Origin of the sequence: Coleofasciculus sp. A1-SPW-01, from assembly GCF_040217205.1 — a bacterium.
GTDB lineage: Bacteria > Cyanobacteriota > Cyanobacteriia > Cyanobacteriales > Coleofasciculaceae > Coleofasciculus > Coleofasciculus chthonoplastes_A.
Map to the genome: position 1 here is coordinate 1 of NZ_JAVJNP010000140.1, position 11,890 is coordinate 11,890.

General features: G+C 41.2%; 15 protein-coding genes and 1 tRNA gene. 13 read left to right on the forward strand and 3 right to left on the reverse strand.

All coding sequences use genetic code 11. The features are described from left to right. Positions 1 to 501 precede the first annotated feature (501 nt). The 8 genes from RH949_RS21375 to RH949_RS21410 all read left to right on the forward strand — a co-directional run bounded on the left by RH949_RS21375 (position 502) and on the right by RH949_RS21410 (position 4,746). Positions 502 to 684, forward strand: coding sequence for a toxin-antitoxin system TumE family protein (locus RH949_RS21375; protein WP_446355995.1), 183 nt, complete (start codon positions 502 to 504; stop codon positions 682 to 684). A 120-nt stretch (positions 685 to 804) separates the two neighbouring features. Continuing rightward, positions 805 to 1,203, forward strand: coding sequence for an HVO_A0114 family putative DNA-binding protein (locus RH949_RS21380; protein ID WP_044206173.1), 399 nt, complete (start codon positions 805 to 807; stop codon positions 1,201 to 1,203). A gap of 117 nt (positions 1,204 to 1,320) precedes the next feature. Beyond that, a complete protein-coding gene (locus RH949_RS21385; protein ID WP_446355974.1) occupies positions 1,321 to 1,593 on the forward strand; it encodes a BrnA antitoxin family protein in 273 nt (90 codons plus the stop codon). Then, positions 1,577 to 1,702: a hypothetical protein gene (locus tag RH949_RS21390; protein ID WP_446355976.1), complete on the forward strand. Its 126-nt coding sequence runs from the start codon at positions 1,577 to 1,579 to the stop codon at positions 1,700 to 1,702. The genes RH949_RS21385 and RH949_RS21390 overlap by 17 nt, the downstream gene beginning before the upstream one ends. A 19-nt stretch (positions 1,703 to 1,721) precedes the next feature. Then, on the forward strand, positions 1,722 to 1,922 hold the full coding sequence (locus RH949_RS21395) for an addiction module protein (protein WP_446355978.1): 201 nt from the start codon (positions 1,722 to 1,724) through the stop codon (positions 1,920 to 1,922). 137 nt (positions 1,923 to 2,059) lie between these two features. Then, positions 2,060 to 2,515 (forward strand): type II toxin-antitoxin system antitoxin SocA domain-containing protein, encoded by a 456-nt coding sequence (locus RH949_RS21400; protein ID WP_044206165.1) that lies wholly within the window; start codon positions 2,060 to 2,062, stop codon positions 2,513 to 2,515. Continuing rightward, positions 2,512 to 3,375: a hypothetical protein gene (locus RH949_RS21405; protein WP_446355980.1), complete on the forward strand. Its 864-nt coding sequence runs from the start codon at positions 2,512 to 2,514 to the stop codon at positions 3,373 to 3,375. The genes RH949_RS21400 and RH949_RS21405 overlap by 4 nt, the downstream gene beginning before the upstream one ends. Before the next feature lie 228 nt (positions 3,376 to 3,603). Next, complete coding sequence (locus RH949_RS21410; RefSeq protein WP_446355982.1) at positions 3,604 to 4,746, forward strand: hypothetical protein; 1,143 nt, start codon at positions 3,604 to 3,606, stop codon at positions 4,744 to 4,746. 213 nt (positions 4,747 to 4,959) lie between these two features. On the opposite strand, the gene hcp is transcribed toward RH949_RS21410, so the two are convergent. From hcp to RH949_RS21425, 3 genes are all read right to left on the reverse strand, one after another. Then, positions 4,960 to 6,609 carry a hydroxylamine reductase gene (gene hcp, locus RH949_RS21415; protein ID WP_446355984.1) on the reverse strand — a complete coding sequence of 550 codons (1,650 nt, stop codon included), beginning with the start codon at positions 6,607 to 6,609 and terminating at the stop codon, positions 4,960 to 4,962. Between the two features lie 256 nt (positions 6,610 to 6,865). Then, entirely contained in the window at positions 6,866 to 7,075 is a 210-nt protein-coding gene (locus RH949_RS21420) for a hypothetical protein (RefSeq protein WP_446355986.1), read from the reverse strand. A gap of 84 nt (positions 7,076 to 7,159) precedes the next feature. Then, positions 7,160 to 8,323 (reverse strand): HNH endonuclease domain-containing protein, encoded by a 1,164-nt coding sequence (locus RH949_RS21425; RefSeq protein ID WP_446355988.1) that lies wholly within the window; start codon positions 8,321 to 8,323, stop codon positions 7,160 to 7,162. A gap of 27 nt (positions 8,324 to 8,350) precedes the next feature. On the opposite strand from RH949_RS21425, the gene RH949_RS21430 reads away from it, so the two are divergent. The 5 genes from RH949_RS21430 to RH949_RS21450 all read left to right on the forward strand — a co-directional run bounded on the left by RH949_RS21430 (position 8,351) and on the right by RH949_RS21450 (position 11,563). After that, a complete protein-coding gene (locus RH949_RS21430) occupies positions 8,351 to 9,298 on the forward strand; it encodes a GNAT family N-acetyltransferase (RefSeq protein WP_446355990.1) in 948 nt (315 codons plus the stop codon). Next, complete coding sequence (locus RH949_RS21435) at positions 9,295 to 9,885, forward strand: hypothetical protein (RefSeq protein ID WP_446355992.1); 591 nt, start codon at positions 9,295 to 9,297, stop codon at positions 9,883 to 9,885. Before RH949_RS21430 ends, RH949_RS21435 begins: the two co-directional genes overlap by 4 nt. A 304-nt stretch (positions 9,886 to 10,189) precedes the next feature. Next, on the forward strand, positions 10,190 to 10,390 hold the full coding sequence (locus RH949_RS21440) for a hypothetical protein (RefSeq protein ID WP_006100133.1): 201 nt from the start codon (positions 10,190 to 10,192) through the stop codon (positions 10,388 to 10,390). Positions 10,391 to 10,506: 116 nt separating this feature from the next. Beyond that, the gene (locus RH949_RS21445; protein ID WP_006100128.1) at positions 10,507 to 10,707 is read left to right on the forward strand and encodes a hypothetical protein; all 201 of its coding nucleotides are present in this window, start codon (positions 10,507 to 10,509) and stop codon (positions 10,705 to 10,707) included. A gap of 782 nt (positions 10,708 to 11,489) precedes the next feature. Continuing rightward, positions 11,490 to 11,563: transfer RNA gene (locus RH949_RS21450), tRNA-Ser, on the forward strand. The last annotated feature ends 327 nt before the right edge of the window (positions 11,564 to 11,890 follow it).

Below are 11,890 nucleotides of genomic sequence, written 5' to 3' on the forward strand. Positions count from 1 at the left end.
AGCAAGATGCTCAATGTAGCGAGCAAGATGCTCAATGTAGCGAGCAAGATGCTCAATGTAGCGAGCAAGATGCTCAATGTAGCGAGCAAGATGCTCAATGTAGCGAGCAAGATGCTCGCACTACGGCAAGGATTTCGCCATGATTAAAATTAAGGTTTAAATGCCGAACGGCTTAAGCATTTGGGTATCACCGAAACCCTTGATCTACCGTAGGGTGGGCATTGCCCACCAGCCTCATCTGAGCGTGCCATTGAAGCTAAGTTAATATACCAGATACAAGCAAGTGCGATCGCGTCTCAGATGCTGGAGTTGCCCAATCGTACTGTAGCACGAACTCGCAGCGTTTCCCCTTCATAGAGGTTGATTGACAAAGGAGACATAATAAAGTTATGATCTGATGATAACTGTCTAGACGGAATAGAAAGACAGGATATTTTGAGCCAAGAAGATAGGGACTACGGACTTGAAACGTTACTTGACTTAGATGGGGAAATCTTCCCCATGGAAAACGGCTATTGGACGAAATTTGAAGCTAGGAAGGTGGCTCCAAATGAGCATATACCCCATGGCATCAAATATAGTTTAACTTTACATAACAGTAGAAATGAAAGAATTATCGGATACGATAATGCACATGGAATAAAACGTAAAGGGAATAAATACACGGCTAATCGAACTGTCTAGGATCACAAACACAAACGAAATATTGTCGAAGCTTATGAGTTTGAAAGCACAGGTCAGCTACTAGAAGATTTTTGGACTGATGTGAATCGCATCATTATGCCAAAATAAGAGGTAATTTTCATGGAAAATAAGGTTATGAAAATAGGGATTATCTCTAGAGAAGATTATATCAAAAGAACTATAGCGATTGCCAAAGGAGAATATAAACCACAAAAAGATGAACCGAAAGTGTGGTTTGAATCGATGAAGTCGCTAGCCCAAGTCTTGAGTAATGAAAATCAAGACTTGCTGAGAATAATCATTAACCACGAGCCACGTTCTCTTTCAGAGCTTGAAGAGCTAACCCATCGGAAGAAGTCTAACCTGTCTAGAACCCTAAAAACTTTAGAAAGATATGGAATAGTTGAGCTAGTCAAAGATAAAGGCAAAGTTATTCCCAAGGTTAAAGCTACAGATTTCCAAGTTGAGTTCAGCCTTGAGAATCACCTTTCTCATCTTGCTGATTCTGCCATGGTTTAGTTCACTCATCGTCGTAGGTTATCTACAGTTAAAAAAAATGACTGAATTACTTCAGCGCGTTATTGCACAGCTTGAGAAATTGCCAGAAGAAGAACAAGATGCGAAAGGCAAATCGATATGAGCGAAAACGATTTGAACAATACCTCATGTACTAATTGGGAAGCACTCGAATCAATGTCTGATAAAGATATTGATTATTCTGACATCCCACCGTTGACCGATGAATTCTTTGAGGGCGCGACACTGCGAATTCCAGCAGATAAAGCACGTCATCTGATTCAAATTGACCCAGATGTAGTAGCTTGGTTCAAAGCCCAAGATACAGAATACAAGACACTGATTAATACTGTTCTACGTCGCTACATTGAAAGCAATGGCGACAAGCACTGAGCCTAACTGGTTGGTATACCGGACACAAGCAAGTGCGATCGCGTTTCAGATGCTGGAGTTGCCCAATCGCACCGTAGACGGTCTGCCAAGCTATTATGGTGGTGACTAGCCCTTAGTGCGTTTCACCTATGTCTATCTCTCAGCCTTTAGCTATTCCACCTGGGTTCGAGCAGTTAAGCAAGGAGCAGCAAATTGATTACGTTCAGCAACTTTGGGATCTAATAATTGCTGTACCTGAGCAGATACCTGTTCCTGAATGGCATCTTGAAATTGTACGCGATCGTGTTTCCTCGCAGGATGCCACACAAAAAATACGTGGAATGAGGTAAAGCAACGACTAATGAGCAAGTATAATGAACGCAAATCACTAAGAAGTACGATAAAATTAAATACAAGTTTGCTATACCCCTAAGCGGACGTGGTTTAACAAATATTTACATAACCTTTTTACAAGGAAATAGTAAAAATGAAAAATCAGTCAAATACAAAAAGAATAGCTGAAATTATTTCTCTTGTTTTACGGTTAATGGGAGGTTATGCCTATTCAAAAACTAAACTTGTAAAAATAGTTTATTTGCTAGATATAATACAATCAAGAAAAGGAAATAAACATTTTAGTACAGCAACTTATAAAAGTTATTACTACGGACCTTATTCAGATGATATAGAAGAAGCAATAAATTTACTGGATAATTTTGGCTATGTAGAAGTTGGCAAAAAAACCAGCGTCAATGGTAACACTTACTATACATTTACATTGAAAGATACACCTTATTTGGGTGAGTTAAGTCAGAATGAAAAAAATGAGATAAGTAAATATACTTCTCAATTAGTAGAGCTAGAACGGGGAAAATTATTAGAGTTAGCGTACAGTACAAAAGAATTTGAGAATACTCAATTTGGTGAAGAAGTTAAATTATGAATGCCAAAGAACGCTTTCCTTTTACGGTTCATAGAAATACTGAGTTTGACAGGTTAATTGACAATTTAATCAATACAGGTGTAATTGATTTAGTTAAGATTGACTCTGCATACAAAATTGAAATCAATAAAATTGATGTATTTTATGAAATTTTTACAATCATATTTTTACAATATTCAACGCCAGATATAAGCAATATTTTATTGTCCAAAGAAACTCAACAAATAATTTTGAATGGTAATAATATTGGATATATACTTGAAGACATATCAAGTGAAGCATTAGAGATTTTGACAATCCTAATAACAAAAGAAGATGACGCTGATTATGAAAATGCTTTTAATGCACTAATTTGTGTTTGTCTGGGAAGTATCAAACCTTGCAAATTGATATTTCCTAATACTTATATAACTGAACTGGGTAGAGATACTCATGAGTTTGATGTTTTTGCTTGCACAAACGAAGATAAGTATATCCTTGTTGAGTCAACAAGAGGATTTGACAAGAAAGTTGACAACATTGATGAAAGTTATACATGGCACTTTAAGAAAGCTGTTTTCCGAAAATGGATGGTTGAAAAAATATATAGTATAGAGTGTAAATTAGTTTATATTTCTTTAAAAGAACTTTCATCTGGAAGTTCATCTAAGCCATCCCTGCCAGAAGAACTTAATGAAGAAGCTACGATTTTAGATGAATCTAGGGACAATAAACTTATATCTAAACTCCTGCAATTAGAAGGTTCTAATATCTCTATTATAGATTTTAATGAAAACCTATTAATGTCTTTAAACAAAGAAAAAATAATCAATTCAGTATACAATAAGATTTATCAAAAGTTATCGGATGCTTGTTCCTAAGTGGGATCTTAACATTGTTCGCGATCGCGTTTCCTCGCACGATACTGCACAGACGAATACATGGAATGAGGTAAAACAACGACTAATGAGTAAGTATCGTGAACGCTAAATTTCCTATCGTGCTTGACTTTAGAGCTGAGGAGGACATTAATGCAGCAACCTAATAGTACCAAACAAAGCTCAGAGCAGGCTTTTCACTGACCACATCCTATTTAGGGTTGCTATAATATGACTGTCACAAGTTTGGTAATAGCTGTGAATACCTGGAAGAATGTAGTTCGTGAAGCTCACTTGCTAGGAGGTTTAAGAGCCATTAACAATCCTGGTTCAAAAGTTAAAATTTTGCCAAATACAATCCATAACAAAGTCGCAATCTTTAACATTCCTAGTTATGATGCTTTTATCAAGGTACTTAGGAACTTAGGGCTAGTACTAGTAGGTATTGATTTCTACTCAAGCCCTGAAGAGATTGAAGGAATTTGGCCTCCTGAGTGGTATTCGTTCAGTCGAATCATAAGTAACAATGATCCACTGCATGATTCAGTTAGATCTTGGAGCAACATAAGTTTTCACGCTTACACTGAGCAGAATTACTGCCTTGCAGATCTTGCCGGAAGAATTAGTTTTCAGCTAGAGGCATGTGAAGTGCGGTTACGGGACTTGTCTGAAAGCTACCACATAGAGATTTCTAGTTTATGCCAGCTTCAAATGTTTGAAGCTGGCAAAGAAATTAAGACTTTAAATTCATTTAATATTTATCTAGCCGTACATTCTTTTTTAGTTGAGTCTTGCTCTCTAAGAGACTATCTATCTGAGTTTATGCGACTTTATGCATTTCATCAAAAGTATAGGAATGAACAAGTATTTACGATGGGTGCTTTTAGGAAGAAAATTCTGAAAAAAGAACATGAGTGTGACGCTTTTGCTAAAATTTTGTATGAAGCAACAGATCCCGACTCAGAAGATGGCTGGTTAGCAGAGCTAGGTGAGTACAGAGATTTAGTTGTACATTCTGTTCCACTTGCACAAGCAAATACTAGATCATTTTTAGTTCAGAAACTTAGCTACCTTGGTGATGACAAATATCTCCCATCTATTGCACTTCCGTTACCAGCTAATCCTGGTAATATTTCTAAAAAGCGCTCTAAAGGTATTTACTTTTCCAGTTTTGATGAATGGTTGGCAGCAGTACAAAAAGATGCTGAGGAGAGCAAACTTGCAACAGATGCTTTAGAGTATTGCTGCTTGGCTAATGCAAATCTTACTAAGCTAGCAACAGACCTCATTAAGTATTCTTCTATAAAACCGAAAACTCCTGTATTTACCGAAGAAGATATTATCGAGATGCGTACTAAGCTGTCATGCATTTAAATTGGGTATTAGTAGCGAGCAAGATGCTCGCACTACAAGGCTTTCGCCGTTATTGATATTAAGGTTTAAATGCCGAACAGCTTATAGAATAATTCCTCTATATATATATGTTAACTCCTGCCATTGGTAATCCTCCACTTTAAATTAACACCACAAAACCCAACTCCAAATAAAAGGGGCGCGACAAAAGCCACACCCCCTCACCTAACTAACTCAACCCAAACAAGCCGCTAAATCCTCATCCGGTGTCGTAATCGCCTTCAACTGATACTTCTCCGATAACAATTTGAAAACATTCGGAGAAATAAACGCAGGTAACGTGGGACCCAAACGAATATCCTTAATCCCCAGATATAGCAGCGTCAACAACACAGCAACCGCTTTCTGTTCATACCAAGACAGAATCATCGACAAAGGCAATTGATTCACATCCATATCAAACGCCTTCGCTAAACCCAAGGCAATTTGAATCGCGGAATACGCATCATTACATTGTCCCACATCCATTAACCGAGGTAGAGAACCAATTTCTCCCAACTGTTGATCAAAGAAACGGAACTTACCACAAGCTAACGTCAGAACAATACAATCTTCCGGTACTTTTTCCACAAATTCAGTGTAGTAATTGCGCTCTGGTTTCGCGCCATCACAACCACCAACTAAGAAGAAGTGACGAATCTTGCCTTGTTTAACCCCATCAATCACTTGATCCGCCACATTTAACACCGCATTCCGAGCAAATCCTGTCATTACCTGACGCGGGGGTTGCTCTTCCACAAACCCAGGCATATCTAGGGATTTTTGAATCGCGGGGCTAAAGTTGGGGATGTTACCCTCCTCCGCCGGAATATAGTTAATGCCGGCAAACCCAACAGGACCAATGGTAAATAGTTTCTCATCATAGGTTTCATGGGGCGGCATCAAACAATTGGTAGTGACAATAATCGCCCCCGGAAACTTAGCAAATTCTTTGGTTTGATTCTGCCAAGCTGTACCATAATGCCCGTACAGATGGGGATAGTTCTGTTTGAGTAAAGGATAACCGTGAGCGGGTAAAAGTTCACCGTGGGTGTAAACGGTAATCCCTTTATCAGCCGTCTGTTTCAGGATGGCTTCCAGTTGTCTGATATCATGTCCAGAGACAAGGATAGCTTTGCCTTTTCGGGGATTGAGGGGAACGGGTGTCGGTGTGGGATGTCCGTATGTATTGGTATGTCCCGCATCCAATAATTCCATCGCCCGCAGGTTCATTTCTCCCACCTTTAAGGCTAAATTTACCCAATCATCCAACGTGAAATCTTGATGATTTAGGGCATCTAAGGCTTCTTGAATGAAGTGATACACCTGCTCATCTTCTTGTCCCAATTCTTGGGCATGAAAGGTGTAGGAAGCAGCACCCTTAATCCCATAGAGAACCGTGAGTTTCAGGGAGAAGATATCAACATCCCGCGCCGATTCACTAATGAAGCCTAATGCCAAATCTTGACCCTGTTCGACTAAACTCTCATTAAAGTCAGGATGATACCCAGACACTCTTGTCCATTTGACGGGTTCTGGGCTAACTTCTTTGACTTTAGCTTTTAAATTATCTCGCTTCTCGATACAGTCACGGACATACTTGGTAAAGCGTTTCCGGTCAAAATTGACATTCGTCATTGTGGCGAATAACGATTCGCAGGTGAATACATCTTCATCGTGAGTAGAAATGCCTAATTGACGAGCTTTAATCACCACTGGCGCAAGTCCGCGCAAGCAGTAGACTAATAAATCTTGAACGGCGTTGAGTTGAGGACTTTTACCACATGCGCCCCATTGATGACAGCCATTACCACTGGCGGTTTGTTCACACTGTTCACAAAACATGAGTTACTTTTTCCTATATTCAGTTTCTCTATCCCTACTCTAGGAAATTTTTGGCAGATAAGGCTTTGACTTAAGTCAATTTTTGTAATCTCCGGCAGTTTGTAAAGAAGTTTTACAGTTTCATGTCAGCTTTTTGGGCGCAAGGATGGTGCCCCTACAAATACAAGGCTAATGGTTCAAATCTACCTCTATCTTTAGGTAGAACTTTAAGTTGTCAACTGTTTAGCCAAGGTTTAATGTCTCTCCATCGTCTAGCTTAAATGCGATGCTGTTTGATCAATCGGTTAAAGTTTTCGGTATCCGTTGTGGCAATAATTACGTCTATTCCGATGCTCTTAATAACGACGGCTTGAGCAGCTATGATTAAGTTTGCATCGTAGGTTACATAGGAATTATTCCGGGCAACGGTGGTCAAGTATTTTCTCAAACCCTTATGAGAGTAGCGATCCAGAAAAATTTTACCCACAACTTTAAGCTTGCCAGCCTACTACGATAGAGAAAGGGTTTTGGCGCTCCCCAAATGCTTATTTCAGTGCTATTCAACTTTAAGTCAGTGGTATGACCAATCGGGGCTAAAGCCTTGAATAGTAGCTAAAGACATCAACGGATTAATCATCAGTTCGTATGCCTTCCTTAATTTTTCGATGTCGAGTAGCTCTTCAGCATCGCTCATCTTTAACTCAGAAATATGGGATTCAACGGCTTTTAACCATTTTTGATGACTCAGGACTTGGTAAGAAGCAGTCAAGCCCAAATATTGTAATTTAACAAAATCGTTAAAGTAGGTTTCTGAAGGTAAGTTATTAGATTTAGAAGCGTTGACACTTGGATGAGTTGGAATTAAGTTCCAAAGCTGATCATGGGCAACAAATGACCAAGGCAAGTAATGATCCAAACTGAGATTTTTTTGATCTAAAAGTTGTCCTGAGTAGATACAGCTAACGGGTTTAACCGCTAAAACCTGTTTCCAGTATTTCGTCTGTGATGATAAAGAGCCTCTTTGCTGAGGCATAAATATTTTACTGACGATGTTGGGCGTGTTGGGATTACGTTGCTGCATATACTTCACCCATTCCCAGGATGCCCAACCCCGAATAATGGCATAGTGTTTTTCTAAATAAGTCGCCCAATCGGGATGAATAAAAATTGATTCACAATGGTTGTAATCTGTTTGATCAAATTTATATAAAGGCTTTTGGGAGTCAAAATATTGATCAGCAATGGCGGGAATAGCCTTTTCTAAATCATTACCTCTACCTTTACTAACCTTTGCTGCTTTTAGTTCCGCATCTAAGAAAGGGGCAATGAGGCGAAAGGGAACATAGCGTTGAAGATCAATAATTAAATTTCTCAAGTCTTGAGCTACAATGGTTTTCCGTAATAATTTTTTATTGGTGTCTGTAAACTTTAGTATTGGCTCGGTAATCTCTAACGTTAAAGAGTCCAGTTTTTGAGCAATTTTATCTTGCGTTCCAAAGGACAGCTTAAAGTAAGTGTGAGGATACCAAGCATTTGCCAACATTTCGACGATTATTTCTTTAAAGCTGATTGGAGAAAGCACTTCAAACTGTCGTCGTTTAAGAATGTCAAGAAGAGACAGGAAAAAGAGGTATTTATAAGATGTGGTAGTGTTTGAAAAGAGGCGAGATAGTGCAACTACATCAACTTGATCTGATTCGGGTAGCTGTCCAGAGTCAAGTCTGATCAAGTTCATAGGTGCCTCACTCATCTGTTTAATTCTATGACAACTCTAACCATGCGCTCCCACAGGGGTAAAGCTGACTTAGATGCGATCGCACGTTTCCTGAAAACCTGTGAAGCGGTTGATTTGCCTAACGAGTACCCCTCAGTGTCTGATATATTAATGCAATTTGATGCACCCTCCGTGGATCAGCAACGGGATATTCGCTTGTGGGAAAATGCAGAGGGTCAATTAATCGCATTAGCGGGATTAATGATTCCCACAGTTGGGGAAACGGTTGATGGTTTTCTCTGGTTTCGTGTCCATCCCAAGCAACGGGTTGATTCTCTATACAGGAACATTATCGCTTGGGCAGAATCACGAATGCAGGAAGTTTGTCAAGAACGTCATCTGGCGGTAAAACTGCTGGCTGGTGCTGGCGCTGAACAAGCGAAACGCATGACTCTTCTGGAAAACTGTGGTTTCCGGATTGAGCGCTATTTTCTCACCATGGTGCGTTCGCTGTCTGAACCGATTCCAGAACCCCAGTTACCCGATGGTTTTACCTTGCGCCCGATTCAAGGTGAACCGGATGCTCAAGCTTGGGTGGAACTGTTCAACGATACGTTTATCGATCACTGGAATTATCACCCAGATACCGTTGAAGCCTTTAACCATAAGCTGAAAAATCCCGAATTTCGACCCGACTTGTCTGTGGTTGCGATCGCGCCTGATCGGACTTTGGCTGGGTTTTGCGACTGTTACATCCCCAAAGACGGGAATCAAAGCTGGATTAATCCGGTGGGTACGCGACGCGGTTATCGCCAGCAAGGTGTAGCACGCAGTATGTTACAAGCTGTGATGCAGCAGTTGAAAGTAGAAGGTATGGAAACCGCTATGCTGTATGTCGATGCAGAAAACCCTTCTGGGGCTCGGCGGTTATACGAATCAGTGGGTTTCCAGACCACACACACTCAAATCGCTTATGTTAAGGATATTGCAGGATGAGTATTATTACCCGGCGTCCCTATCGTGGGGAAATCGACTTAGACGCGATCGCACATTTGATCAATACCTGTGAAATCGTTGATCAGCTTGAGGAAGGCACATCTGTCACGGAACTCCAGCAATCCTTTGATGACCCCTCTATCGATAAAGAACGGAATCTCTTTCTTTGGCAAGATGCCGATCATCAGCTTATCGGTTTTGGTCGGCTATGGATTGTTCCTACTGATACTCTGATTGATGGATTTCTGGGGTTTCGGGTTCATCCGACAGCACGAGGGGGTGATTTAGAACAACAGATCATCGCCTGGGCTGAGGAACGCTTGCGCCAGGTGAGTCGAGAACGAGGTTTACCTGTAAACGTGCGCTGCGGTTCTCGCGCCGATAAAACTGACCGGATGGCGATTCTAGAACGCTGCGGTTTCTCGCCGGAGCGCTATTTCTTTACCATGGTGCGAAGTCTCCAGGAACCTATCCCAGAACCCAAACTTCCAGAAGGTTTCACCCTAGTTGTAAGCCGTCGGCTGAAAGTTAAGAGTGAGGAGCGTCTGTTGATTGGGCAGACTCTTCGCTTCGTGAGTCAGGTGTAGTACGGTGTGTAGGGGCGGGTTTTACTATTATCGTTTCTAGCTTTACCTATATAGCAACCGCCATAGCGGTTAGGACACATCATTTATGTAGAGACGCGCCATGGCGCGTCTCTACTCCCCGAAAAAAAATTTTGTCCAGTCTATTGACAATTTTGTAGCATGTATGTAGTATAAAAACATGACAGAGAGAGGAGAGGCAAAACTCTCTACCTCAAACGTCCAGTCTGAACCTTGAAAATCGAATAAAACATCGGGAATTTTAACGAAGGTCAATCAGGATTTTTGTAATCGGAATCGGTTCATTATGTTACTCCTGTATACCCCCCTGGTTCGTCAGGTTCTTACTCCTTTAGAATGGGAAACGAAACCGAATCAGCGAAATTCAACCCCATCTATGACGGAAAAAGAACGTTTAGAGTCAAATGATAACAGTCAAAATCAAATGACTGATCAAATCCGTTATAGCCAAACCCTCTATTCTTTAGAGCGGCGCTTCTTACTCTAAGAACTATCAGTGTTTGTGAACCTAACTCAATGCTGGTCGTTTTAACAAAATGAGGATGTTCGCTCCAGAGATAGATTGATTAACACTAATCCAATCAAGTTTTAGGAGGTGCCAGCATGGTTCACATTCGCTTTGAAGGTCGTTCTTATGATATTCCTGAAAATCAGCTTGGCATTCAAGTTGGCATGAGAGATTCGGTTGTCAAGGAACGGATTGCCCAGTATTTTGAGGTAGGACGCGATCGCTTAACTGATTATGTTATTGATCGGCGTCCCAGTGGCGACCTAATCATCCGTCCTGAAGCCGTTTACGGTTAAATAATTTGCATCAGAAATTAGTGGAATTCGCGCCCTGACTTAAAAAGCATACAAACGGTAGAGCATTCGATTGATAATCGAACTGTCAAAGGTTCAAATCCTTTCTCCCCCAAACAGTGGGGGAGTAGCTCAGAAACACAAACCGCTTTTTGAACTTGTGCGAATTCCCACTCAATACATCGCGAGATTTACGGGTGCGATCGCGCCCCAACTGGAGAAGCTTACAAACTGGTAACGTCTGACTTCAACTCAGATTGTAGGTTCGATTCCTGCCCTCTCCGCCTCTGGGAGAGGTGTAAAAAAAACAAGCTGCTTTGACTTGCGCGATCGCACCAATCCACTCAGATTTTGGATAAGTACAGATAACGGTCAGCTTACCGAATTCCCTTCAATCCAAAATCTAAAATTCAGCATTCAATATCCCGCGCCCTTACTTGTAAAGCTTACATACTGTTCCGCCTTTTAACGCGGGAGGTTGTGGGTTCAAATCCCACCAGGTCCACTTTTTGGGGCCTGTAGCTCAAGGGTAGAGCGCCAAGTAATACGGCTTTGCTAACTTGCGCGGGATATCTCTTATTTACAAGTGTTGAAATTCACTTCGCGCCCTGACCGAAAAAGCTTACATACTAGCCATAGGAAAAGGCGCTTGATTTAGGCTCAAGATCATGCAGGTTCAAATCCTGCGTATGACTCACGGCTTTTTAAACTTGCGCGAAGTGATTCATCCATTCAATTTTGCCCGCAGAAATAAAGAGCGCTAACGCGCCCCAACTGAAAAAGCTTACATACTAGCTCACTGGTAGAGCAATCGACTTGAAATCGATGTGTCGCGGGTTCGATTCCCGTGTATGAACCAACAGCTTTTTTGACTTGCGCGTTAGCTTTAACATTACGGGGGAAACGTCGATGTCAGTCAAAACCTTTGAAATTTTGGCACAGGTTAAATTGTTAACCCTCATTTGAGAATATCACCTTTGGTTCGGATGTAGGGGCGACCCGCTGGCCATCCGTGTCAACTTAAGGTCAAAAACCAATGCTGGCCAGGTTTTCAGCTATGTCTATTTACTGCTCAAAATTTCCCCCTCATCCCCTAACCCCTTCTCCCTTGAAATAAAAGCGATAGCATCCTCTGTCCTCCCCCCTCTTGTAGGGGGGAACGAGGGGGGTGGGAGAAGGGGAACCA